The 25,330-nt window shown below is 60.3% G+C and carries 24 protein-coding genes; 7 read left to right on the top strand and 17 right to left on the bottom strand.

What is annotated here, in order from left to right:
• Window positions 1–47: 47 nt before the first annotated feature.
• From KSP9073_RS04960 to KSP9073_RS04950, 3 genes are all read left to right on the top strand, one after another.
• Window positions 48–500, top strand: coding sequence for a hypothetical protein (locus KSP9073_RS04960; RefSeq protein ID WP_108841784.1), 453 nt, complete (start codon window positions 48–50; stop codon window positions 498–500).
• Window positions 501–572: 72 nt separating this feature from the next.
• Window positions 573–1,046 carry a phage holin family protein gene (locus KSP9073_RS04955; protein ID WP_243409113.1) on the top strand — a complete coding sequence of 158 codons (474 nt, stop codon included), beginning with the start codon at window positions 573–575 and terminating at the stop codon, window positions 1,044–1,046.
• Entirely contained in the window at window positions 1,043–2,050 is a 1,008-nt protein-coding gene (locus KSP9073_RS04950) for a DUF3618 domain-containing protein (RefSeq protein ID WP_108841783.1), read from the top strand. The genes KSP9073_RS04955 and KSP9073_RS04950 overlap by 4 nt, the downstream gene beginning before the upstream one ends.
• A gap of 85 nt (window positions 2,051–2,135) precedes the next feature.
• Here the strand turns inward: KSP9073_RS04950 and KSP9073_RS04945 are convergent, their stop codons facing one another.
• The 9 genes from KSP9073_RS04945 to KSP9073_RS04910 form a co-directional block, all read right to left on the bottom strand.
• The gene (locus KSP9073_RS04945) at window positions 2,136–2,339 is read right to left on the bottom strand and encodes a GntT/GntP/DsdX family permease (protein ID WP_341476546.1); all 204 of its coding nucleotides are present in this window, start codon (window positions 2,337–2,339) and stop codon (window positions 2,136–2,138) included.
• Window positions 2,340–2,348: 9 nt separating this feature from the next.
• A complete protein-coding gene (locus KSP9073_RS17875; protein WP_279310045.1) occupies window positions 2,349–2,474 on the bottom strand; it encodes a hypothetical protein in 126 nt (41 codons plus the stop codon).
• A gap of 101 nt (window positions 2,475–2,575) precedes the next feature.
• Window positions 2,576–3,562: an aldo/keto reductase gene (locus KSP9073_RS04940; RefSeq protein WP_108841782.1), complete on the bottom strand. Its 987-nt coding sequence runs from the start codon at window positions 3,560–3,562 to the stop codon at window positions 2,576–2,578.
• Between the two features lie 221 nt (window positions 3,563–3,783).
• The gene (locus KSP9073_RS04935; RefSeq protein WP_108841781.1) at window positions 3,784–4,752 is read right to left on the bottom strand and encodes a C-terminal binding protein; all 969 of its coding nucleotides are present in this window, start codon (window positions 4,750–4,752) and stop codon (window positions 3,784–3,786) included.
• A 38-nt stretch (window positions 4,753–4,790) separates the two neighbouring features.
• Window positions 4,791–5,807 carry an L-idonate 5-dehydrogenase gene (locus tag KSP9073_RS04930; protein WP_108841780.1) on the bottom strand — a complete coding sequence of 339 codons (1,017 nt, stop codon included), beginning with the start codon at window positions 5,805–5,807 and terminating at the stop codon, window positions 4,791–4,793.
• A gap of 76 nt (window positions 5,808–5,883) precedes the next feature.
• A complete protein-coding gene (locus KSP9073_RS04925; protein ID WP_108841779.1) occupies window positions 5,884–6,654 on the bottom strand; it encodes a glucose 1-dehydrogenase in 771 nt (256 codons plus the stop codon).
• Window positions 6,655–6,665: 11 nt separating this feature from the next.
• Entirely contained in the window at window positions 6,666–8,024 is a 1,359-nt protein-coding gene (locus KSP9073_RS04920; RefSeq protein WP_207771409.1) for a GntP family permease, read from the bottom strand.
• Window positions 8,025–8,186: 162 nt separating this feature from the next.
• A complete protein-coding gene (locus tag KSP9073_RS04915; RefSeq protein WP_108841777.1) occupies window positions 8,187–8,603 on the bottom strand; it encodes a hypothetical protein in 417 nt (138 codons plus the stop codon).
• 166 nt (window positions 8,604–8,769) lie between these two features.
• Window positions 8,770–10,272, bottom strand: coding sequence for a fumarate hydratase (locus KSP9073_RS04910; protein WP_108841776.1), 1,503 nt, complete (start codon window positions 10,270–10,272; stop codon window positions 8,770–8,772).
• Between the two features lie 336 nt (window positions 10,273–10,608).
• On the opposite strand from KSP9073_RS04910, the gene KSP9073_RS04905 reads away from it, so the two are divergent.
• A complete protein-coding gene (locus tag KSP9073_RS04905) occupies window positions 10,609–11,844 on the top strand; it encodes an oxalate decarboxylase family bicupin (protein ID WP_108841775.1) in 1,236 nt (411 codons plus the stop codon).
• A gap of 66 nt (window positions 11,845–11,910) precedes the next feature.
• Here the strand turns inward: KSP9073_RS04905 and KSP9073_RS04900 are convergent, their stop codons facing one another.
• From KSP9073_RS04900 to gnd, 6 genes are all read right to left on the bottom strand, one after another.
• The gene (locus KSP9073_RS04900; protein ID WP_108841774.1) at window positions 11,911–13,191 is read right to left on the bottom strand and encodes a TRAP transporter large permease; all 1,281 of its coding nucleotides are present in this window, start codon (window positions 13,189–13,191) and stop codon (window positions 11,911–11,913) included.
• On the bottom strand, window positions 13,188–13,838 hold the full coding sequence (locus tag KSP9073_RS04895; RefSeq protein ID WP_108841773.1) for a TRAP transporter small permease: 651 nt from the start codon (window positions 13,836–13,838) through the stop codon (window positions 13,188–13,190). Before KSP9073_RS04895 ends, KSP9073_RS04900 begins: the two co-directional genes overlap by 4 nt.
• 27 nt (window positions 13,839–13,865) lie before the next feature.
• Window positions 13,866–14,879, bottom strand: a complete 1,014-nt coding sequence (locus tag KSP9073_RS04890; protein WP_108841772.1) for a TRAP transporter substrate-binding protein — start codon at window positions 14,877–14,879, stop codon at window positions 13,866–13,868.
• Between the two features lie 95 nt (window positions 14,880–14,974).
• On the bottom strand, window positions 14,975–16,099 hold the full coding sequence (locus KSP9073_RS04885) for a hypothetical protein (RefSeq protein ID WP_108841771.1): 1,125 nt from the start codon (window positions 16,097–16,099) through the stop codon (window positions 14,975–14,977).
• 177 nt (window positions 16,100–16,276) lie between these two features.
• On the bottom strand, window positions 16,277–17,554 hold the full coding sequence (gene oxlT / locus KSP9073_RS04880; protein WP_108841770.1) for an oxalate/formate MFS antiporter: 1,278 nt from the start codon (window positions 17,552–17,554) through the stop codon (window positions 16,277–16,279).
• 159 nt (window positions 17,555–17,713) lie between these two features.
• A complete protein-coding gene (gene gnd / locus KSP9073_RS04875; RefSeq protein ID WP_108841769.1) occupies window positions 17,714–19,126 on the bottom strand; it encodes an NADP-dependent phosphogluconate dehydrogenase in 1,413 nt (470 codons plus the stop codon).
• Window positions 19,127–19,532: 406 nt separating this feature from the next.
• On the opposite strand from gnd, the gene KSP9073_RS04870 reads away from it, so the two are divergent.
• Window positions 19,533–20,294, top strand: a complete 762-nt coding sequence (locus KSP9073_RS04870; RefSeq protein WP_165814157.1) for a Crp/Fnr family transcriptional regulator — start codon at window positions 19,533–19,535, stop codon at window positions 20,292–20,294.
• Between the two features lie 18 nt (window positions 20,295–20,312).
• On the opposite strand, the gene KSP9073_RS04865 is transcribed toward KSP9073_RS04870, so the two are convergent.
• Both KSP9073_RS04865 and polA read right to left on the bottom strand, forming a co-directional pair.
• Entirely contained in the window at window positions 20,313–20,696 is a 384-nt protein-coding gene (locus KSP9073_RS04865; protein ID WP_165814156.1) for an META domain-containing protein, read from the bottom strand.
• A gap of 11 nt (window positions 20,697–20,707) precedes the next feature.
• Window positions 20,708–23,488 carry a DNA polymerase I gene (gene polA, locus KSP9073_RS04860; RefSeq protein WP_108841766.1) on the bottom strand — a complete coding sequence of 927 codons (2,781 nt, stop codon included), beginning with the start codon at window positions 23,486–23,488 and terminating at the stop codon, window positions 20,708–20,710.
• A gap of 165 nt (window positions 23,489–23,653) precedes the next feature.
• Between polA and KSP9073_RS04855 the strand changes: the two genes are divergently transcribed.
• On the top strand, window positions 23,654–23,941 hold the full coding sequence (locus tag KSP9073_RS04855; RefSeq protein ID WP_108841765.1) for a DUF2782 domain-containing protein: 288 nt from the start codon (window positions 23,654–23,656) through the stop codon (window positions 23,939–23,941).
• Window positions 23,942–24,143: 202 nt separating this feature from the next.
• Window positions 24,144–25,088 (top strand): homoserine kinase, encoded by a 945-nt coding sequence (locus KSP9073_RS04850; protein ID WP_108841764.1) that lies wholly within the window; start codon window positions 24,144–24,146, stop codon window positions 25,086–25,088.
• Window positions 25,089–25,330: the final 242 nt, after the last annotated feature.

The raw sequence follows: 25,330 nt of genomic DNA, 5'->3' as shown, positions 1-25,330 counted from the left end.
AAGGCATCATTGATCCAGATTAATTTATTGGCTTTAAGGTGCACATCATGAACGACACGGACGACCGTTTCATGCATGGCGATAACCGCCAGCAGGGCAATACAGATAATGGCGAATCACAGGGCAGTGACAAGGCTCGCCAGAACAGGGAACAGGCTCAACAAAAGGCACGGGAAACAGCTGATCAGGCACGCGAAGAAGCGCTGCGTCGCGCCGACAGCCAGAAAGGCTTTGTGGCTGACTATATCTCGAACTTCTCGGAAGCCGTGCGCAGCATGGCCATGCAGTTCAAGGATCAGGATCAGGTCTCGCTTGCCGATTACACCTATCGCCTGGCCGATAGAACCGACACTCTGGCCGATCGTCTGCGCGACGAAAACAGCGAATCCCTGCTGAAGCAGGCGCAGGACTTTTCTCGCCGTGAACCGGCACTGTTCATCGGTGGCATGGTCGCAGGCGGATTCTTGCTGTCACGTTTTCTGAAAAGTTCCAATCGCTGAGCGCGTCCCTGATCGGCACGATCGACAGCAACACCATTTTGTATTGTTCGGATCAACAGGGAGAGTTTGATCATGACACAACCTTCAGGTCATAAAGACCCCAGCATCGAAGAGCGCCGACACGCCGAAGACGGCGGAAACGAGTCGCGCGGCATGGTCGGCATGCTCTCTTCGCTGCTCAATGACGTCACCACACTGGTACGTCAGGAAATTGCCCTCGGCAAGGCCGAGATGCAGCAGAACATCAAGCGTGCCGGTGCGGCCATTGCCTCCATCGTGGTGGCGGGTGCCGTGCTCAACGCAGGCCTGCTTGTTCTTCTGGCCGCCGCCGTACTGGGTTTGAGCCACGTACTGGCGCCCTGGCTTTCAGCCCTGATTGTGGGTGCTGTCGTTGTCATCATCGGCATGAGCATGATGAAAAAGGCACGTAACACCCTGAGCACTCAGGCCATGACGCCGGATCGTACCGTGGAAAGCCTGGAGCGTGATCAGTCCATGCTCAAGGAACATGCCCAAAGCCAGAAAAATGAGGAGACCAAGCGATGAGCGATCACGACCAGAATCAGGATCAGCAGGACACTCGCAGCCCTGAAGAGATCGAGGCGGACATCAACAAGACCCGCTCTCATCTTGATGACACGCTCAGCGATTTTCAGGAACGCTTCTCCTCCGATCACATGATGCATAGCGCCATGGAATACGTGAAAAGCGATTCTGCCCGGGATTATTTTTCCAATCTGGGGCGCTCGGTACGAGACAATCCGATGCCTGCTGCGCTAATCGGTGTGGGCATTGGCTGGCTGATTTATTCCAGCAATTCAGACTCAAACCGTGGCAGTGTGCCGAACCATTTTAACGACAAGCGCCAGAAGCGTGCTCGTCATGCGGCGGCAGAAACCACGCCGCAGACGCATGAATATGATGAGCTCTATGACGAGCCGCTCTTTGATGAGCCGCTTTACAGCGAAGGCGCCTCTATTGATCAGCACCGTCAGGGCCAGTCCTCGAGCGACAGCGGTGGTCTGGGCCAACGCGCCAAGGGTGCCCTGCATGGGGCCGGTGATCGCGCACGCAACATGAAAAGTGGCGCCGGCGAGCGGGCACACAACATGAAAAGCGGTGCCAGTGATCGCATGCAGCGCATGAGACAGGGTTCCAGCGACCGTTTTAACGACGCCTCTTCAAAGGCGCGTGATGCCGGCTCCTGGCTGAGCGACATGGCGCATGAAAACCCGGTGGCCGCCGGCGCGCTGGGTCTGGCCGCAGGCGCCCTGCTCGGCTCGCTGCTTCCCACCTCGCGTGCCGAACAGCGCGCCATGGGCGATACTCGTGACCATCTGGTCGACCGGGCCAGCGAAATGGGCTCCGAGCAGCTCGATCGAGCCAGTGAGAAGGCGCAGGAAGCCGCAGACAAGCACACCTCCGATGACAATGACTCGAGCCGTGATCAGAAGCCTTCAAACGGTCAGTCGTCTTCTGACAGCAGCGACAGCGAGCCGCGCTTTGGCAGCACGTCAACGGATCATGTGCCGGGCAACACGCCCCGCTAAAACTCCCCGCGAGTTGACCCCTTGAAGTAATGCCATCAAAAACGACGCCCTCGGGCGTCGTTTTTTTCGGTCTGTACCGGACGTCTCAAAATATCGTAAAGACAATCCAGGCCATCACAAAGCCCAGCACGGATTCCAGCGTAATGGCCACCACCTGCATAATGGAGAAATCGCCGGCCTCTACAGCGGGCGCCATCAGCCCTGCCGCCGTCACCAGCGCCACGGTGGCCAAGCCCTGCGCCACGCGCATCAATACCGCCACCACATAGGCGGCCATGATGACCGACAGCCCCAGATTCTAGAGCGAGCCCGACAGCGCATCATCGATGCCCGAGGCGCGCAGGACACCACCGAACATGTCGTCGGCACCGGTCATCAGCACCACCGAACAGATCGGCCCCAGCGAGGAATCCACTACTGCCAAAGCCTTTCGCTTACTCCCTTGATTCTTGATATCTTTCACGCAAAAGCCCCGGCATTTGCCGGGGCTTTTCGGTCAACACAAGGGATTGTCGAAGGCGTGTACTACATGAAACCGACCACCTCATGGGGCACATAGGGCGCCTCGAGCTGTTCGACTTCGCCCTCGCTGAGCGTGATCTCGAGCGCTTTGAGCGCCTGATCCATGTGATGGGACTTGCTGGCCCCCACGATCGGCGCCGTAATCCCGGGCTTTTGCAACAGCCAGGCCAGCGCGACCTGCGCCGGTGACACACCACGTGCTTCGGCCACCTCGTGCAGCGCCTCGATAACAGGCGTATCCCGCTCAAGGCCCAGGTTCCAGGCCCGTATCTGCTCATCGCTTTTGGCGCGGGTGGTCTGGCCCTGACCGCCCACGGGCTTGCTGCCGGCCAGAATGCCCCGTGCCAGCGGGCTCCAAGGGATGACGCCGACACCCTGGTCAATGCACTGCGGGATCATCTCGCGCTCTTCCTCGCGATAGATCAGATTGACCATCGGCTGCATGGTCGAAAATTTTGTCCAGCCGTTTTTCTCGGCAATGTGCTGCGCCTTGGCAAACTGCCAGGCGTGCATGCTGGAAGCGCCGATATAGCGTGCCTTGCCAGCTTTCACGACCTCGTGAAGCGCCTCCATTGTCTCCTCGATGGGCGTGTCGTAATCCCAGCGATGGGTCTGATAGAGATCGACATACTCCATCCCCAGCCGTGTCAGCGACGCATCTATGGCGTGATGGATGTGCTTGCGCGACAGGCCCTGCTCGTTGGGCGTTTTATTGCCGGTGGGGTTATAGACCTTGGTGGCCAGCACCACTTCCTCGCGGCGGGCAAAGTCTTTCAGCGCCCGCCCTACCACTTCCTCGGAGGCGCCATCGGAGTACATGTCGGCGGTATCAAAAAAGTTGATGCCGGCATTGAGCGCCTGCTCGATAAACGGCCGGCTTTGCCGGTCATCCAGCACCCAGTCGCGCCACTGCGGCGTGCCATAGGTCATGGTGCCCAGGCACAGCGGTGACACCTTGAGCCCGGTGCGACCCAGATTGCGATAGTCCATGAGAGCCCTCCTTGAGGAACAACGGCCAACAGATTCGACCGCCATTTAAATTAGCCGGCTAACAGCATGGCAAAGATTCAGGCGATGACAAGGCATCGACCCCCGCAATGACGTGGATCGCCGACACAAAAAAGCGGAGAAACGCCAGGCGCTTCTCCGCTGTCAGGGTGTCGCAGATCACCGATGCTCTTGATCCAGTACTTCAGAATCGAGTCAGCACCTCAGGATTGAGCCAGTACTTCCGGATTGAGAATGTTGCGCGGCCGCCGACCGGCAATGACGTCAATGGCATTTTGTGCCGTGCGCGCCTTGAGTTCGGCGTAGGACTCTTCGGTATAAAACCCGGCGTGCGGCGTAAGAATCACGCGCTCGAATCGGGTAAGCGGATGCCCTGCAGCCAGCGGCTCTTCTTCGAGCACATCAAGCCCGGCACCAAAGATTCGCCCGGCCTCCAGCGCCTCGACCAGCGCACCGGTATCCACTACGCCCCCGCGGGCGGTATTGACCAGAGTGGCGTCCTCACGCATGGCGGCCAACGCTGCGGCATCGATAAGATGATGCGTCTGCTCGATCAGCGGCAGGTGCAGTGACACCACCTGTGCCGAGGCCAGAAGATCCTCGAACGACATCACCGACCAGCCCTCACTCGTGGTCTCGCCAGGCGTCAGTCGCGGATCAGTGAGTACGACCTCAAATCCCAGCCCGGCCGCCTTGCGCGCCGTGGCCATGCCGATGGCACCGGCCCCGATCACGCCAAAACGACGGCCGCGCAGCTGAAAGATCGGCTGCGCCGGCGCCAGTGACGGCTCCCCCTGACGCAGGCGCCGGTCCAGACCGGTGACATCACGCAGTACCGACAGTGCCAGCGTAATGGCATGATCGGACACGGCTTCGGTGCCGTAATCCGGCACGTTGCACACTGCCACACCGTGTCGGGTCGCCGCCTCGACATCGACGGTATCCACCCCGACCCCATAGCGTGACACCACGCGCAGATCCGGCAGCGCCGCCAGCACCTCGGCGCTGATCTGTCCGTACTGGACGATCAGCCCCTGGGCATCAATGGCGTTTTTGATAATGCCCTCGGGCGTCGCGTCCTGACACAGCGTCAGGCGCCCGCCTGCAGCCTCAATACCCGCACGCTCGATATCAACGCTTTCGTGGTCACAATCGGTAATGACAATGTGCATTTCTCACCTCCTGCGCGACCTGACGTGATCGATTGCCCTTAGCCCTGCGGCCAGAGACGCACCAGTACCTTGCCGGAGACCTGAGCATCCTTTGCCGTGGCAAAGGCGTCCACGGCCTGGTCGGCCGGCATTTCATGGGTGATGACCTGATCAAAGCGATCATCACGGGCCAGCAGCTCGATGGCCTCGTCTACTTCCTGGTTAAAACGGAAGCAGCCGCGCAGCTGGATCTCCTTGGAAATCAGCATGGCCAGTTCCAGTGGCTGGGCACCGGCGCCCATCATGCCGATCTGGGCAATAACGCCTGCCCGGCGCACGGCGCGAATGGCCGTGTCGATCGAGGCCGGAACGCCCGAGCACTCCAGCGCCACGTCATAAGCTTCCGGCTCGGGCGTCTGCTCGCCGATACGAATGGTGTGATGCACGCCAAGTGCGCGAGCACGCTCCAGCGGCCCTTCAAAGACATCGGTGGCGGTCACTTCACGCGCGCCCTTTGCCAGCGCTGCTGCTGCCGTCAACAGTCCGATCGGCCCGGAACCACATACCAGCACCCGCTTGCCTTCCACACCGCCTGCCACGTTGATGCCGTGCAGGGCCACGGCCAGCGGCTCGGTCAACGCGGCACGCTTGAGAGAAAGCCCTTCGGGCAGAACGCGAACCATGCCCCGCGTGACCACCAGGTATTCACTCATGCCGCCCTGGGTATGCGGCGTCGTGGACGCCGAGCCCAGATAGGCCCCCTTCGGCCACAAATGCGGCAGCTCTTCAAGACCCGGCTGACACTCGCCGAAGGTCGCCGGGTGAAAAGTCACCGGCGTGCCCGGCGCCAGCTCACCGGAAGGGTCCAGATCAACGGTGCCCGACAGCTCGTGACCCGGAATCAAGGGCTCGCGAACGACAAAGGCGCCGTTGGCGCCGTCGTGATAGTAGTGCAGATCGGAGCCACAGATCCCCCCCCAGGCAATGCGTACCCGCACCTGTCCGTCCTGCGGCTCGGGCGTGCTCCACTCCTGCTCGCGCAGATCCTGTTTGCCATGAATGACCAGTGCTTTCATCGTCATGCTCCGTTGCAGGCACAAAAATAGAGGAACGCAAATAACACAGGGGCCTTGCGGCCCCTGTTGAAAAGGCTCAGACCACCGAGGTCATGCCGCCATCCACGAAGATGTTCTGCCCCGAGACAAAGCTCGAGGCATCCGAGCAAAGATACAAGAGCGTGCCGACCAGTTCCTGAACGTTGCCCCAGCGCTGCGCCGGTGTGCGATTCTCGACCCAGCTGTTGAAGGCTTCGTCCTGCCACAACGCCGTATTCATGTCGGTCTTGAAATAGCCCGGCGAGATACAGTTGACCTGGATATTAAAGCGCGCCAGATCCGCCGCCATGCCCTTGGTCAGCATCACGACCCCGCCCTTGGAGGCTGAATAGGGCGCAATCGTCTGACGCGCCAGCATCGACTGAACCGACCCGATATTGACGATCTTGCCGTGGCCGCGCTCGGACATGTGACGCGCCAGGGCATTGGCCACGTAGAACGAGCTGGACAGGTTGGTGGCAATGACCGCATCCCAGTCATCGGGCTCGAACTCGGTAAACGGCGCGCGCCGCTGAAGACCGGCGTTGTTGACCAGAATCTCCGGCACGCCGTGCGTTTCGACCAGTTGGGTCAGCGCCGTTTTGACCTCATCACTGCGAGTGACATCAAAGGTCACCCCGAACGCTTCGCTGCCGGTCGCCTCACGGATGGCCTGTACTGCCTGATTGACCGTGTCTTCACTGCGCCCGTGAATGATGACGCGGGCACCCTGCTCGGCAAGCCCCTGGGCCAGAGCAAAGCCCAGACCGCGTGAGGAGCCGGTGATCAGTGCCAGCTTTCCCTGAATATCAAACGGGTTAACCGCCATGAAAACTTCCTTTAAAAAATAATGAACATGATATAGGCGAGGACGAAGCCGACCAGCGACTCGATGGTCTGCTGAACCGTCCAGGTCTTGAGCGTGGTGCGCACATCCATGCCCAGCAGACGGCCGACCAGCCAGAAGCCCGAGTCGTTGACGTGTCCGGCAAAGACCGAGCCTGCAGCCGTGGCCAGCGTCACCGCGATGACCTGCATGGTGCTGTAGTCGCCCATCGCCACGGCAGGTGCCATGAGACCGGCCGCCGTCACCAGCGCCACGGTCGCCGAGCCCTGGGCCAGGCGCATGGCGACTGCCACCACATAGGCGGCCACGATGACCGGCAGCCCGAGATCGCCCAGTGAATCTGCCAGCGCATCGCCAATGCCGGAGGCGCGCAGGACACCGCCGAACATGCCGCCGGCGCCAGTGATCAGGACCACCGAGCAGATCGGGCCCAGCGAGCTTTCAAGAATCTTTTCGATCGCACTGCCATTTTCACCGCGACGCGTGCCCAGCACGACGGCCGCTACCAGCACCGAAATCAGCAGCGCAATGGGCGTGCTGCCCAGCGTCGAAAGGATCTGAAACCAGGTCTGATCGGGATCGGCCTTACCAGCCGCACGCAGGAAATCCAGCCCGGTGTTCATGAAGATCAGCACCAGCGGCAGCAACAGCATGGCGATGACCGTGCCTACCGTCGGCGGGTTTTTGATCTCGTCATCATCGATCTTGCCAAAGAAGCTCTCGGCCAGTTGAAAGCTGTAGTGTTTGGCGCAGAACTTGCCCCACAGATAGCCGGAGAGATACCACATGGGCAGGATGATCACGAGGCCGGCCAGCATCAAAAGCCCCAGGTTGGCACCATAAAGCTCTGATGCCGTCACCGGGCCGGGATGCGGCGGCACGAACACGTGCATGACCGAGAAGGCCGCAGCGGTGGGAATGGCGTACAACAGGATCGGGCCACCCAGGCGACGTGCCACGGCGAAGACGATCGGCAGCATCACGATCAGGCCGGCGTCAAAAAAGATCGGAAAGCCCATCAGAAGCGACGCAAGCCCGAGCGCCAGCGGCGCGCGCTTTTCACCAAAAAGCTCGATCATGCGATCAGCCAGTACCCGAGCGCCGCCGGAGTTTTCCACCAGTCGCCCCAGCATGGCACCCAGGCCCACCAGCAGCGCGACCGCCCCCAGGGTCTTGCCGAAATTGTTGACCAGCGTCGGTACAATCTGATTGACCGGAATGCCGGTGGCAAAGGCCGTGATCAGACTCACCAGAATCAGCGCCAGAAAGGCATGCAGCTTGAACCGAATCACCAGTATCAGCAGCGCTGCGATGGCTGCCGCTGCAATCCCCAGCAGGGGGCCGGCCGTCATTGTCTGTGTCCAACCATCCATTTTTATGTCCCCTTGAACGAACCCCTGCCAATAACGAACGTTATGGCCCGAGGCATCTTACAGGAGGGGACACCCCCCGGAATCAGACTTAAGTCTATAGCACAAAGGATAATGTCAGGATGGCACAGCGCCCGGCGACAACTAGCGACGCCCAGGGTAGAAAAGCTCCTCGCCCAAAGACGGGCACCAGCGCGCTACCGCGGCGGCCAGCGCCACGCCCAGCAGGGTCTGAAGCGGCGGCCCCCAAGAAAGAACAACGGCTGTGGACACATAGAGATAGGCAAAAAAGAGCAGCATGACGCCCCCCCCGATCAGGACGCCCGAGCGACGACCGGCAATGAACACCGAGGCCAGCACGCCCAGCCCCGGAATCATTACCGACAGGAGGGTAATCATCGTGCCCTGCTGCAGCGAACCTGCATACTCGCTGATCAGCCCCCGCCCAACCTGCCACAGCACCATATAAAGCACCACCGGTGCGACCATGGCGCCGCTGAGTCGTCCCATGAACCCCAGTGCTGCACCGGGGTCCTGATTATTGCCGTGATGACCGGCCATGGCTGCCTCGCTTGAAGGGTAAGGAAAAAAGTAAAGTCATTAGACCATCGTCATCGGAGCGCGTTAAGCCTGCCCGGTCAAACGCCGATGTCATGAAGAGTCCCGATACGACAGCGCCGCCCCTTCCCGGGGCGGCGCAGCATGGCCGATCACACGACATCAGAACTCAACGCCGCGCGATGATGTCCTGCCATTTGGCCGGGCCCAGCGTGTGCACGCTGTCACCACGGGTATCGACCGCCACCGTTACTGGCATGTCCCTGACGTCAAACTCGTAGATCGCCTCCATGCCGAGATCTTCAAAGGCCAGCACCTTCGAACCCTTGATCGCCTGTGCGACCAGGTAGGCCGCCCCGCCCACGGCCATCAGATAGGCCGCGCCGTTGTCGCGGATCGCCTCGATGGCGCTCGGCCCGCGCTCGGACTTGCCCACCATGCCCAGAAGGCCGGTTTCCTCCAGGATGGTGCGGGTGAACTTGTCCATGCGGGTGGCAGTGGTCGGGCCGGCCGGCCCCACAACCTCACCGGCCATCGGATCCACCGGGCCCACGTAGTAGATAAAGCGGCCCTTGAGATCGACCGGCAGCGGCTCGCCCTTCGAGATCATGTCGACCATGCGCTTGTGCGCCGCATCGCGCCCGGTCAGAAGTTTGCCGGAGAGCAGCAGCGTGTCGCCGGGAGACCAGGTCGCAACCTCTTCAGGCGTAATGCCGTCCAGATTGACGCGCTTGACGCCCTCGCCCGCCTCCCAGGCAATCTCCGGCCAGTCGTCGATCTCGGGCACCGGCAGACTCGCCGGACCGCTGCCGTCAAGATGAAAGTGCACGTGCCGGGTGGCTGCACAGTTGGGAATGATCGCCACCGGCTTGTTGGCCGCGTGGGTCGGGCAGTCCTTGACCTTGATGTCGAGCACCGTGGTCAACCCGCCCAGCCCCTGGGCGCCGATGCCAAGCCGATTGACCTTATCGAACAGCTCCAGACGCAGCTCTTCCGCCCGGTTTGAAGCACCGCGTGCCTGCAGGTCCTGAATGTCGATCGGGTCGAGCAGCGACTCCTTGGCCATCTTCATGGCCTGCTCGGCAGTGCCGCCGATACCGATGCCCAGCATGCCAGGCGGGCACCAGCCGGCGCCCATCCTGGGTACCTGCTCGAGCACCCAGTCCACCACACTGTCGGACGGGTTGAGCATGGCGAACTTCGATTTTGCTTCGCTGCCGCCGCCCTTGGCCGCCACGTGAATCTCGACCTGATTCCCCGGGACCAGCCGGTGGTGAATGATCGCCGGCGTATTGTCCTTCGTATTGCGACGCGCGCCGTCCGGGTCTTCCAGAATCGAGGCGCGCAGGATGTTGTCAGGGTGGTTATAGGCCCGACGCACCCCTTCGTTGATCATGTCATCCAGACTCATGTCAGCGTCCCACTGCACGCTCATGCCCACATTGACGAACACGGTGACAATCCCGGTGTCCTGACAGATGGGACGATGGCCGGTGGCACACATGCGCGAGTTGATCAGGATCTGGGCGATAGCATCACGCGCCGCGGGATTTTCCTCGCGCTGATACGCCTGATGCATGGCGTCAATGAAGTCTTTGGGATGGTAATAGGAGATGTACTGCAGCGCATCGGTGACGCTGTCGATCAGGTCATTCTGGCGAATCACGGTCATGACTTGTTTTTCCTGTTCCTTTCGATTCTCAAGCGACGCACGGCTGGGCACGTCATCCGGTCGAAGTGAGCCCCTCGGCGCTGTGCATCATACGCCTGCCATTTACCCGGCACCATCGGGGGCGCTGCTCGCCCCGGTGTTACGCCACCTCAGTCGCTGCCGCCAGATACAAAAACAAACAATTAATAAAAGCTTAAAAATTGAAATAAATTTAAGCCTGGATTAAGTGTACTAATGACCTTTCGCAGTTGGTGTTTAGAAAGGCGATGCAGCGAGGACCAGGGCGTCACGCGCGTCCGGTCAATATTTCTCTGGTTCAAAGGACGGGATTTCGCGATGAAAAATCTGACGCGACGCAGTTTTGTGGCTGCCAGCATGTTCAGCACCGTGGCGGTTGCCTCCGGCGCCTACGCCCAGACGCTCCCCAAACCACAGCGACAGAACGGCGTGGGCGGTGATGACCCCGGTCCACGCAATGCAACCATTGACCGCGACAACCCCACCCTGATGAATCCACCACAGACCGACAGCGGCACCCTGCCCAATCTGCGTCTCCCCTTCGGTGATGCCCATGTGCGCCAGGAAAGTGGCGGCTGGACCCGTCAGATCACCGAGCGCGAACTGCCGATATCGACCACCATTGCCGGGGTCGACATGCGCCTCAATGAAGGCGGCATTCGCGAGCTGCACTGGCACAAGGAGGCCGAATGGGCCTACATGACCTATGGCAAGGCGCGCATCACCGCAGTAACCGCTGAGGGCAAATACTTCGTCGATGACGTGGAAACCGGCGATCTATGGTACTTCCCGCCAGGTATTCCGCACTCGATTCAGGGGCTGGGCCCGGATGGCTGTGAGTTTTTGCTCGCCTTTGATGACGGTGGTTTCGATGAAAACTCCACCTTCCTGCTCAGCGACTGGTTCAAGCACATTCCAAAGAAAGTGCTGGCCAAAAACTTCGGTATCGACCCTTCGCATCTCGGCAACACGCCCGACCCCAGCGAGGAGTACATCTTCGCCGGCAAGGCACCGGGTTCACTGGACAGCGTCAAGCCAAAAGGCGCCGATGAGGTGGCAGAGCCCTTCAGCCACCGAATGCTCAAGCAGGAACCGATCAAAACGCCAGGTGGGACGGTGCGCATCACCGACTCATCGATTTTCAAGGTTTCGAAAACCATCGCCGCGGCGCTGGTCGAACTGGAACCGGGCGGCCTTCGCGAGTTGCACTGGCATCCCAACAACGACGAGTGGCAGTACTACCTCAGTGGCACCGGACGCATGGGCGTGTTTGCCGGCGCCGGTGAGGCGCGCACCTATGATGTTCATGAAGGCGATGTCGGCTATATCCCCTTTGCCATGGGCCACTACATCGAAAATACCGGCACCACCACGATGCGCTTTCTGGAACTGTTCAAAAGCGATCACTATGCCGATATCTCGCTGAATCAGTGGCTTGCCCTGACCCCGCCCGAGCTGGTCAAGGCGCATCTGGGGCTGGACGACACCTTCATGAACGCACTGAAACAGCAGAAATCTCCGGTAGTGTCGAAAGATGGCGGTAGAAAGTCCTGACCCATGCCCTTAAAGCACACCGGGGCGCATGACCCCGGTGTGTGATGTTGTAGAACCTCGCCTGAGCTACATGCCCAGCAACTCGGGCAGCCCCAGCGAGATAAACGGCACGTAGGTAATCAACAAAAGGAAACTGATCAACAGCAAGAGCCATGGACTTGAGGCGCGGATGACAGCCGTCAATGGTTGGCCGGTCACGGCCGAGGCCACGAACAGATTTAGCCCCGTGGGCGGCGTGAGCATGCCGATCTCCATGTTGACCACCATGATGATACCCAGATGGACCGGATCGATGCCCAGCTGCATGGCAATCGGAAACAGAATCGGCGCCAGAATCAGAATGATCGCCGAAGGCTCCATGAAACTGCCCGCCACTAGCAAAATGACGTTGACCACCAGCAAAAACGCGATCGGCGAGAACTGCTGATCGACAACCCAGGCGGTGATCGCCTGCGGGATCTGCTCGGTCGTGAGTACGTGGGCAAAAAGCATGGCGTTGGCGATGATGAACATCAGCACGATGCTCAGTTTCGCCGCTTCCAGCACCACCCCTGGGCACTCGCGCCAGCTGATGTCGCGATAGACCACCAGCGCCACGAACGCGGCATACACCGCGGCCACGGCAGCGGCTTCCGTCGGCGTGAACATGCCGGTGTAGATGCCGCCCAGAATGATCACGATCAGCATCAGTCCCCAGAAGGACTTGCGCGCCAGTACCAGTGTCTCTCTCAGGGGTACCCGCGGCAGCGCCGGCATCTTCTTGATGCGCGCGATGATGTAGATTGCGATCATCAACAGAAGGCCCAGCATCAGCCCCGGCACCACACCTGCCATGAAGAGCTTGCCTACCGAAGTCTCGGTCGCCGCGCCATAGACCACCATCACGATCGACGGCGGAATCAGGATGCCCAGCGTACCGGCGTTGCAGACAATGCCGGTGGCAAACGACTGCGTATAGCCCGAGCGCACCATGCCGGCAATGACCACCGAGCCGACCGCCGCCACCGTGGCCGGCGAGGAACCCGACAGTGCAGCAAACAGCACGCAGGCCATGACCGAGGCAATCGGCAGCCCGCCGCGAAAATGGCCCACGCAGGCGTTGGCAAAGTCGATCAATCGACGGGCCACGCCGCCGCTGGTCATGAAGGCCCCGGAGAGCAGGAAAAACGGGATCGCCAGCAGCGTGTAATGCTCGGAGGTCTCAAAGAGCTTGATCGCCAGCGATCGGACCGAGTCATGACTGAACAGCAAAATCGTCAGGGCGCCTGACAGCCCCAGCGATACCGCAATGGGCACGCTTAAAAACAGCAGCACAAACAGGGCGATAAACAAAAAGGCGATGGTCATGAACGTGACTCCTTCGACGTGTCAGGATGAACATCGCTCGCCAGCTTGAGTGCATCGGCCGCTTCATCGGCCATCTGCAGCCCGTTTTGTTCACCGCGCAGGGTCAGCACGAATGCCTCGACAAGACGGGCGATCACCAGCGCAAACCCAAGCGGCACGATCATTGCGATATGCCACTGCATGACGTGAAACTCGTCGAGGTCCTCGGCCCCGAGACTTGCACCATGAAGTGCCGCGACCCAGTCATAACTCGATACCATCATCAGGACGGCATAACCCAGCACGATCAGCAGCACGAGTATCGAACACGCACGCCTCAGCGGCGCGCTGAAGGTTCGCACCAGCAGATCGACCCCGATATGCGCACCGGTACGAATGCCGTAGGAGATCCCTAAAAAGATCAGCCAGCCAAAGCAGGCGCGCGTCAGCGCCGAGCTCCAGGTCATGGCCTGGGCGGTGTCGAGCAACACATCACCGATGGCAAACAGCGGATCTTCCAGCGCCGGAAACGCATCGGCACCAGCGTAAAACACCACATAGAGGTTGTTGAACATCACGTAGACAAACGTGACCAGCGTCATGGCCGTTAAAAAGAGGGCCACCAGGCCCTCTTCAAGATGGTTCCAGAGATTCAGCAGTGTCTTCATTGCCATGACTCCCGAGGCGTCGAGGGATCAGCTCGCACCGTTGGCAGCTTCGGCCGCCTTGATCAGATCGGCACCAATCTGGCCTTCGAACTGCTTCCATACCGGACGCAGCGCCTCGCGCCAGTCTTCACGCTGCTCGGGGGTAAGCTCGATAATCTCGCTGGTCCCGGCATCAATGATCGCCTGCCGGTCATGATCGTTGATGTCACGGGCCTGATCGTTCACCTCGGTAGTGACCTCATCCAGAATGTCGGTCAGCTCGCCGCGAACGTCTTCCGGCAGGCCGTTCCAGAATTTGGCGTTGGTAATCAGCATGTAATCCAGCACGCCGTGGTTGGACTCGGTGATGTAGTCCTGTACCTCATAGAACTTCTGGCTGTAGATGTTGGACCAGGGGTTTTCAGCACCGTTGACCACGCCGGTCTGCAGGCCCTGATACACCTCGGCAAAGCTCATCTTGCGCGGCACGGCGCGCAGCGCCTTGAACTGCTCTTCCAGCACGTTGGAGGCCTGAACGCGGAACTTGAGACCACGAGCATCCTTCGGCTCATGCAATGCCTTGTTGGCCGAGAGCTGTTTCATGCCGTTGTGCCAGTAACCCAGCCCAATGATGCCCTTGTCTTCCATCGAGTTGAGCAGCCCCTTGCCTTCATCACTGGCCTGAAAGCGATCCACCGCCTTCAAATCATCAAAGAGAAACGGCAGGTCAAAGATCTGGATGGATTCATTGTACTTGTCGAACTTGGCAAGCGACGGCGCCAGCATTTGCACGTCCCCCAGCAGCAGGGCTTCCATCTCCTTGCCATCACCATAAAGTGACGAGTTCGGATACACCTCGACCTTTACCTTGTCGCCCAGACGCTCCTTGACCAGCTTCTGAAACATTAGCGCGCCCTGCCCCTTGGGCGTGCTGTCCGCCACCACGTGAGAAAACTTGATCACGATGGGCGCGTTGTCACCGGCCATGGCGGGAGTGGCAAGAGAGAGCATGCAGGTGGCGCCGACCAGACCCAGCGCACGAGCGAGAGAGACAGGAAACATGAGCATTCTCCACAACGGGCTATTGGAGCGCCCTCCCGCGAGACGAGAAAGCGCCATCATGAGAGCATATACGGCCGTTTGGAGTGAAAAGCGTATTAGACCTTAGTTATTTTGCGTTCGATAACGCGTCCGGAAGTCATCGCCATCCAGAGCAGCGGGCGAATCAGCCAGCGCCAGAGCTGCCGGCCAAGCCACAAAAGCGGCAGTGCAATCACAAACCACAAAACAAACTGACCCAGCTTCACCGGCCAGCCCAGCCAGTGGGCCAGATTGGCGCCAAGCCCATTGATCAGGTCAGGGTGGCGCACCACCACCCAGGCCGTGGCGCCCATGGCGGCCAGTTTTGCCGGGCGCGACAGACGAGTAAAACGAAGTCCGGCAGGCACCAGTGCGCGTGAGCTTCGAAGCTCACCGCTGGCGCCTGCCGCGGTGCGGCCTTCAAGCGTACCGGCACGTGCCGCGCGCCCCACATGCAGTGCCTTTACCGCACTGGCCATGAGCAGCACATCAACCCCGGCCCAAGCAATATCGGCCGGACCAACCGACGCAGGCCCCTGCACGGTGCGCTCCAGATCGCGCAGGCCGCCGGTGAAGAAATCGCCAATGCCCGACATCAGGCGCTCCCCCTGCAGCCAGTGCACGCCACCGTGCTCATCCACCACGAACTGATCGAGAAAGCCGTAGCGGCCTTCCTGCAAAAAGGCGACGGCGTAGAGCCCGCGCTGATGCGCCGTCAGGCCGGGCTGATCGTCTATCCCGGAGGCGTCTTCCTGACTCACCGGAGTGTCATTCCACCAGCCGGCAATCGCGCCACTAGCCTCACGGTAGCGCTGCGTGGCCCAGTGGCGCGCGCTCAGACTGGGCACCTCGTTGTCATGAAACCAGGCCACGGGTAGAACGGCGTCCGGGCCAAAACGGGATAATGCCTGTTGAAAGCCGGGCTCAAAGCCGTATTCGGTCAGCATGCGACGTGCGATACCCCCATGACGCGCCAGCGCCAGTGCGCCGTTGAACACCAGCGCCTGATCATCGGACCAGGAAAGGAACAGGGTATTGAGCGCTTCCGACTCATGATTCAACGAACGAGCCACTGTCTCGGGCAGGGCATCAGCGGCCGAGACGCGCAAAAAACGTGATTCAAACGGCGTTGCCGTCGCGGCGGCTGACAGCGCACCGGCGGCCAGAACAGCCGTTAACACAAGCAGGAAAAACCGGGTCATTCAATCGCCCACCGGGTGTGGATAACATGAACCCCCAGTATGACAGTTTCACATCCGAGAGGCGCCGGTCTTCAGCGTGTGCCGGCAAGCCGGCGACCCTTGCAGGCGTAGTGTGATGCCATGAGACGCCACCGCCCTGTCCGGCGGTGGGATGTCTTCGCGTGAGTCGTTGAAAGGTCAGAAGCGAGCGGCTGACAGCCAGCGCTGGCGCATGGGTTTGAGCAGCAACAGGGCCACCAGCCCGGTAGTAATGTCAAAACCAATGGCCACCGAGAAAACCGGCATCCAGCTGCCGCTGGTTTCATACAGCAGCGCCGCGGCCGGACCGCCAATAATCGACCCGATGCCCTGGGCCATATAGAGAAAACCGTAGTTGGTCGTGGCGTAGCGGGTGCCGAAGGTATCGGTCAGCGTGGCCGGGAACAGCGAAAAGATTTCGCCCCAGCCCAGAAAGACAATGCCCGAAAGCAGCACGAACAGCACGGGGTTACTGCTGGTGGCCAGCCAGACCATCATGGCAAGGCCTTCCAGAATGAACGCCAGCCCCATGGTGTTCTCGCGCCCCCATCGATCTGAGATCCAGCCAAACAGTGGGCGGGTCACACCATTGCAGACGCGATCAAGCGTCAGCGCCAGCGGGACAGCCGCCATGCCCATGACGGTCACACCAGCGACGCCGAAATCAGCGGCGAAGCTCGACATCTGGGAAATCACCATGAGCCCCGAGGTCGACATCATCGTGAACATCACAAACATCAGCCAGAAAACCGGATTTTTAAGCATCTGCGCCGGGCGGGTTTCCGGGGCCGTGGTGGTCTGCACTGTTGCGGACGAACGCCGTTCTGCCAGCTCGTGCGGTGGCATCTTCAGACACATCGCTGCGGCCATGCCGACAAGCGCAATGCCGACACCAAACAGCGTCAGCGTGGCTTCCAGCCCGGCACCGTCAAGACGCGTGCTGATCGGCAGTGTGGTCAGCATGGCGCCGAAGCCGTAGCCGGCGGCTACCGCACCGACAGCCAGCCCGCGCCGGTCCGGAAACCAGCGCACCATCAGTCCTACCGTGCCGATATAGACGATGCCGGTGCCCAGTCCGCCCAGTACACCATAGGTGAGATACAGCCCGGCAAGCGTTGTGGTCTGGGCTGCCAGCACCCAGCTGGCCCCGGTCGCCAGAGCGCCGGCGGCCACCAGCCGACGCACGCCGAAGCGGTCTACCAGAAAGCCCTGCAGCGGAGAGAAAAAGGTCTGCAACACGATCAGCAGCGAAAAGGTGATCTGAAGCTGAGACAGCGGCACGCCCAGGCGCTCGGTCAGCGGCCCGGTAAAAAGCGTCCAGACATACTGCGGGCTCGAAATGGCCATCATGCAGACCACGGCCGCCAGCAACTGATACCAGCGTACGGAAAGCGCACGTGATGCCACGGTGGTGGTCGCAACGGTAGAACTGCTCATGGCATGGCTCCTGAAGATGGATCGTCATCTTCAGTGAGCAATAAGCATGCCAGTTCCCATCACAAGGCCAGCACCTGCCCCGGCGGCAAGCTCTCGGAGCCGGACACAAAAAACCCCGCGGCGGGCGCGGGGTTTTGGTGCATCAAAAGGCAGTGAGGCTTACTTTTCGAGCCATTCAGTGTGGAAGACACCGTCGCGATCAAGGCGCTTGTAGGTGTGGGCACCGAAGAAGTCACGCTGGGCCTGAACCAGGTTGGCAGGCAGTTTCTCGGCGCGGTAGCTGTCGTAGTAGGCCACGGCGGACGAGAAGGTCGGGACCGGAATGCCATTTTGCACCGCATGGCTGATCACGTCACGCAGCGACTGCTGGTAACGATCGGCAATGTCGGAGAAGTACGGCGCCATCAGAAGGTTCGACAGTGCTGGTGTCTCCTGATAGGCATCGGTGATCTTCTGCAAAAAGCGGGCACGGATGATGCAGCCGGCGCGGAAGAGCTTGGCCACCTGACCGTAATCGAGATTCCAGTCGTAGTTGTCGCTTGCCGAGCGCATCTGGGCAAAACCCTGAGCGTAGGAGGCGATCTTGCTGAAATAAAGCGCCTGACGCACCTTCTCGATGAACTCGGCACGGTCGCCTTCAAAGGGCTTTTGGGCCGGGCCCTTGAGCACTTTCGACGCTGCCACGCGCTCTTCCTTGAGAGAAGAGATAAAGCGGGCAAACACGGACTCGGTGATCAGCGGCAGCGGCACGCCCAGATCCAGCGCACTCTTGCTGGTCCACTTGCCGGTGCCCTTCTGGCCTGCAGAGTCGAGGATCGTGTCGACCACGTACTCGCCGTTTTCATCGCGCTTTCTGAAGATGCGCGCGGTGATATCGATCAGGTAGCTGTCGAGCTCGCCTTCATTCCACTCGGTAAAGACATCGGCCAGCTCGTCATTGGAAAGCCCCAGCCCTTCCTTGAGGATGGCGTAGGCTTCGCTGATGAGCTGCATGTCACCGTATTCGATGCCGTTGTGCACCATCTTGACGTAGTGACCGGCGCCGTCTGGGCCGACATAGTTGACACACGGCTCGCCGTCTTCGGCGCGCGCCGCGATCTTTTCAAGGATCGGCGCCACCATGTCATAGGCTTCACGCTGACCGCTGGGCATGATCGAGGGGCCCTTGAGGGCACCTTCTTCGCCACCGGAAACGCCGGTGCCGATGAAGTTCAGACCGGCCTCGGAGAGCTCGCGGTTGCGGCGAATGGTATCCGGATAGTAGGTATTGCCCCCATCGATCAGGATATCGCCCTTGTCCAGATACGGCTTCAGGGACTCGATGGTCTTGTCGGTCGCTTCACCGGCGGCAACCATCAACAGAATACGACGCGGCTTTTCCAGAGATGCCACGAACGTTTCAATCTCATAGAACGGGACCAGCTTGCTGTTGGGGTTTTCAGCCAGTACTTCGTCGGTTTTCTCAGAGGAACGGTTATAGATCGACACCGTATAGCCGCGGCTTTCGATGTTGAGCGCCAGGTTGCGCCCCATTACTGCCATTCCCATGACACCAATCTGTTGTCTGGTCATTGCCTTTCACTACTCCAGCAGTCATTGAACTACAACGTGTTGCCGGCGCTGTGGCCGGCAACACGTCCTGATGTCCCAAAAGGGATGGACAGCATGCTGTCGCTTGAAGAATGTGCCACGTCAACGCGGTGACAGGCCAGTCTGGCAGAGCGCACAGCGATTGTCCCTGCCCTGCAAGGTACAAACTACGCACGGATGATCATTTCGCCGGCATTGCCGTGTCAGAGGTGGTGAACACAGACCACATGAGCCATGCTCATTGTGCGCTTCATCATAAAAAAAGCTAATAAATACACGCTAATGGTGAAAGAGGCTCATGACAATTGCCGGGATAGCCCTGCCTGGCCATTCGCCTCATGCACCGAAGCGCTACTGGCACAAGGGACCGACACAGCAGGAGATGACGATGAGTCATGGCTGTATCGTTGAAAACTTCAGCAATCTGATTTCACTCAGCGAGCACGAAAAGGCAATACTGGCGCATTTTGAAAAGGATGCCAGACCGGTCAAGCGCCACGAGAGCCTGTGGCATTTTCGCGAGCCCACGCAGACGCTCTATACGCTGCAAAGCGGCTGGGCCTATGCCTACAAGATCTCCCTGATGGGAGAGATGAAGGTGGTCGAGATCTTTACGCCCGGCGACATCATCGGGCTGCGCGATTTCACCTTTGGCCGCCATCTGACCGATGTCCGCATGATGACCGATGGCACCGTCTGCGCCTTCCCCTATCGCTATATTCTGGAAGCCTGTCAGCAATCGCGTGCGCTGTCTGCCGCCTTTTTCGCCACCGCATCAAGAGACCAGGCGCTGATGACCGAGCGCGTCACCAACCTCATGCACTGCAGCGCCCGCATGAAGATTGCCCATTTCATCATCGAGATGTATCTGCGCCTGAAGCACACCCATCCCGACATGGACCAGCGCTTTGAATTTCCAATGAACCAGAAGCTGATGGCCAGCCTTCTGGGGCTGACCAGTGTGCATGTCAGCCGCATGCTCGGCGAACTGGCCCGCGAAGGCATGGTGAGAAAGCAGCGACGTACGCTGGAAATTCTCGACTACGCGCGTCTCTATCGTGAAGCGCAGTTTGATGAGACCTATATCCAGCTGGATCTGAGCCACATGCTCGAGGTCGACCCCAACGATAGTGAGGCGCCCATGGGCTAGCCGCCCCGGGTGCCCGCCCTACTGCATCGGTACTCGCTCGATGGCCATTTGTTGCGACTTGCCCTCAAGGCGCCATTCATCGTTATCCCCCTGAATCAGGCGAGGGCGACTTTCGAGAAAGTCGATCAACGCCTGATCGCCTGTCTCGCGTTCCGGACAGGCCATGCGGGTCGAGGCCAGCGTTCCAACGACCAGCCGTCCCTGCTCGACACGTGCCGGACCAAAGATCCGATTGCAGCCACCGGTGCCGCTGACGCGATGGCCATCAAAGCTCAAAGAGGCCTGATGCAGCACCCCGTCGTTCCGAGACGCGGCATTCTCAGGCATCGAGCTGCCCGCACAGCCGGCAAGACCTGCCGCCAGCAATACCACAGCCATTGACCACCCTCTGGCGATACCCATGCGGTTCTCCATCAGTGTGCCTCTTCCCAGTTGTCGCCGTGACCGGCCTCGACAATCAGCGCCACATCAAGCTGACCGGCGCCCTGCATACGATTGACCACATCAATCTTGAACGCCTCGACCTGCTCGCGACGCACTTCAAAGATCAGTTCATCGTGCACCTGCATGACCATTTTGGCGTCGAACTCGCCCTCGCGTAGCCAGGCGTCCACGTCGATCATGGCGCGCTTGATGATATCGGCAGCGGTGCCCTGCATCGGCGCATTGATGGCGGTGCGTTCGGCCCCCTGGCGGCGGGCATGATTGCGCGAGTTGATCTCGGGCACATACAGCCGCCGGCCGAAAACGGTTTCCACAAAACCGTTTTCTGCTGCCTCGGCGCGAATGCGCTCCATGTAGCGCGCCACGCCTGGATAGCGGTCGAAGTAGCGCTCGATCCAGGTTTTGGCATCACGCTGCTCGACCTTGAGCTGACGCGCCAGCCCCCAGGCACTCATGCCATAGATCAGTCCGAAGTTGATCGCCTTGGCGCTGCGGCGCTGATCAGTGGTGACCTTGTCGATCGTGGTGCCAAAGACTTCGGCAGCCGTGGCAGTGTGGATATCGCGATCTTCGGCAAAGGCCGTCAGCAGGCTTTCGTCACCGGACAGATGCGCCATGATGCGCAGTTCGATCTGCGAATAGTCCGCCGCCACCAGCTGATAGCCGGGCGTGGCGACAAAGGCGGTGCGGATGCGCCGGCCGATATCGCTTCGAATCGGAATGTTTTGCAGGTTGGGATCACTGGAGGAGAGGCGCCCGGTGGCGGTCACCGCCTGGTGATAGCTGGTATGAATGCGCCCGGTCGAGGCGTTGATCAGCTGGGGCAGCTTGTCGGTGTAGGTCGACTTGAGCTTGGACAGCCCGCGGTGCTCCATGATGACTTTCGGCAGCGGGTAATCCAGCGCCAGCTCTTCGAGCACGGCCTCCGCGGTGGATGGCGCGCCCTTGGGCGTTTTCTTGATGACCGGGATTTTCTGCTCCTCGAACAGAATTTCGCCGAGCTGCTTGGGCGAGCCAAGATTGAACTCGCGACCGGCCAGCTCGAACGCATCGCGCTCAAGCTCGGTAATGCGCTCGCCCAGCGATCGGCTCTGCTCGCCCAACAGTTTCGTGTCGACCGCGACGCCGGTGCGCTCCATGCGCGTGAGCACCGAAATCAACGGCAGCTCAAGCGTATCGATGACCTCGGCCAGTCGGCCCTCCTGCTCAAGACGCGGACGCAGATGGGCATGCAGGCGCAGGGTGACGTCGATGTCTTCGCAGGCATATTCAACGGCCTGCTCAAGCGCCACCTGGTTGAAGGTCAGCTGTTTGGCCCCCTTGCCGGCGATCTCTTCAAACGAAATGGTTTTGTGCCCGAGATAGGCCTGCGCCAGCGAATCCATGTCATGGCGCGTGGCGGTGGAGTTGAGCACGTAGGATTCGAGCATGGTGTCGAGCAGCGCACCAGAGACGCCGATGTCATAGCGTGCCAGTACCTCGATATCGTATTTGAGGTTCTGACCGATCTTGGCAATCGCGGGGTCTTCCAGCAGCGGCTTGAGTGCCGCCAGCACGGCGCCTCGATCGAGCTGGTCCGGAGCATCGAGATAATCATGCGCCACCGGAACGTAGACCGCCTCGCCCGGTGTGATGCCAAGCCCGATCCCGACGATCTCGGCTTCCATATAGTTGAGACTGGTGGTTTCCAGGTCGAAGCAGAAGGTCTTGCTCTGCTTTAAACGCTCGATCCATTGATCAAAATCGGCCTGCTCGAACACGGCGCGATAGTCGCGCTGCTCACCGGCCATGGCGGACGCCTCATCGCCGCCCTCGCCGCCACCCAGACCACCCTCGCCGACAGGCACATCGGGAGAAGGCTCGCCGGTACTGCCCCCTTCAAGCAGCTCGTTGAGCCAGCCCTTGAACTCAAATCGCTGATACAGCGACAGCAGCGCCTCGCGATCCGGGTGGGCAATGTCCAGCCCATCCAGACCGACCGGCAGCTCGCAGTCGGTGCGAATGGTGGCAAGCTCATAGGATAAAAACGCCTGTTCGCGGTTGTCCTCGAGCTTTTTGGCCATGGTTTTGGCGCCGCGAAAGGACAGCGTTTTGATCCGCTCAAGATCGCCATAGATGGTCTCAAGCCCGCCGCCCATACCGGTCAGAAGTGCCAGCGCCGTTTTCTGGCCCACCCCCGGCACGCCGGGAATGTTGTCAACGCTATCGCCCATCAGTGCCAGATAGTCGATGATCAAATGCGGCGGAATGCCGAATTTCTCTTCGACGCCGGCCACATCGAGCGTCTCGTTTTTCATGGTATTGACCATGGTGATGTGCTCGTTGACCAGCTGCGCCATGTCCTTGTCGCCGGTCGAGATAACCGCATCGCGTCCGGCCTCGGTGGCCATGCGCGCCAGCGTACCGATCACGTCATCGGCCTCGACGCCCTCGATGCATAAAAGCGGCAGGCCGAGTGCACGCACGCATTCGTGCAGTGGCGCGACCTGAGCGCGCAGCTCATCGGGCATGGGCGGACGATGGGCCTTGTACTGCTCATAAAGCTCATCGCGAAAGGTCTTGCCCTTGGCATCAAACACCACCGCCATGGGACTTTCGGGATACTGGCGAATCAGACCTTTGAGCATGGAGACGACGCCGCGCACGGCGCCGGTCGGCTCACCGGTCGAGGTCGACAGGGGCGGCAGGGCATGAAAGGCGCGGTACAGGTAGGCAGAACCGTCCACAAGGACGATCGGGGCAGCGGCCATGGAAGCTCCAGCTAACGACTCGAATATGGCGTCATGATACGCAAGGCCGGCGTCGACGTCAGTGGCGAAAGCATCCCACCCCGATCCTGCGACCCATGACGGCTGCTATTTACCGCCACGGCCTTTACACTGTGCAACATTCAAGCTGTAGCTCTGGAGATCATCATGACCATTGCACGAAGTCTGCCGGTTCTGACGGCGGCAGCGCTGCTGGCGCTTGCGTCCATCAGCCCTGCAGCACTGGCCGAGCCTCGGGGACAGGTCACCACCCAGCAGCAGGGCGACCGCCTCGTGCATGAATATCGTCTCGACGGCAGGCTCTACGCCATCGAGATCATTGAAGGCCAGCAGCGCACGGTCCTGCTGGACACCGATGGTGACGGCAACTTCCGACGCCAGCCGGCAGATGCCGAGATCACACCGCCGGCATGGACCCAAAAGTCGTCTCAATAACCCGATGACCGGCAGCGTGACACGTCGCAGGCAGAATATGGCGTTTCGGTGATAGACTCCGCGCTGCTCGATGTCTGCCCACGCCCGGGGTGCTTCATGACCCGACATCAAGCGCCTGAACATGTCATTGCCGCTAACCGGAACCGGTTACGGTGTTTGTTACCCAGCACGATGAGCGCCTCCGCAGCGCGTCAGGAGCCACATGGCGGTTTTTACCCCCTTAAGCGATGAACAGGTCGCTCAATTTCTGGAAGGTTACGACGTCGGCACCCTGCTCGCGCTCGAGGGCGTGGCAGGCGGCACGGAAAACAGCACCTTCTTTGTCACCACCGACCGGGAAGTGCTGGTGTTGACCCTGTTCGAGCAGGGCGAGCAGGAGGAGCTGCCCTTTTTCGTCGACCTGCTGGCCTGGCTCGATCAGCATCAGCTGCCGGTCCCGGGGCCGTTGTTTGATCGCAACGGCGTGGCCCTTCAGCGCCTGGCAGACCGCCCTGCTCTGCTGTTTCCGCGGCTGCCCGGACGCCACCCCGAGCAGCCGGGGCCCATCCAGTGTGCCGCCATCGGCCAGGTGCTGGGCCAGATGCATCGCATCTCGCAGGGGTTTCAGGGCAGCCGCCCCAACCCGCGCGACCTGCGCTGGGTACATGCCGTGCACTCCCGGGTCATGGGCTATCTGAGCCCGGATGACCAGACCCTGATCCGTGACCGCATCGATGCGCTGGACAGTCGCCTGCGACAGGTCGTACTGCCTCAGGGCGCCCTGCACGGTGATCTTTTTCGCGACAACACGCTCTATGAAGGCGACCGCCTGTGCGGCGTGATCGACTTCTATAACGGCTGTACCGGTGATTTGCTCTTTGATCTGGCCATCGTCATCAATGACTGGTGCAGTGACGACAGCGGTGCGCTTATCCCTGCGCGCTACAAGGCCATCATTGACGCCTACGCCCAGGAACGTGCCTTCACCGATGAAGAACGCCGGGTCTGGCCCACCATGCTGGAGCTGACGGCACTGCGCTACTGGCTTTCCCGCCTTTTGGTGGTCTATGTCGACCCACCGGCGCATGCGCTGACACCCAAGGACCCGGCCCAGTATCGCCGGATCCTGAAGGCGCGGATTGATCATCCTCCCGCCCCTTTGCCCTGATTTCTACGGCGCTGCCCTCATGGCAGCGCCTTTTTTTGTGGCGCCGTCTCGACAGACCTTTTGACCTTTTACGCATTGCCTTTTCAAGCCCACCTGCCACTGTCTTCCTTGATTGTAACGACGCTCAGTGCCTTTCAGCCTTTTGTCAGCGCCGGGATCCATTCCTCTCCAATGCTGTCTGTGCCTTTGTGCCCGAACATTTCAATCGTTGGCAGAACTAACATTTGCTTAATTTAACTTGA

Source organism: Kushneria phyllosphaerae (genome assembly GCF_900312995.1).
Taxonomy (GTDB): Bacteria; Pseudomonadota; Gammaproteobacteria; order Pseudomonadales; family Halomonadaceae; genus Kushneria; species Kushneria phyllosphaerae.
This window is presented reverse-complemented; position numbering and strand designations above follow the sequence as displayed.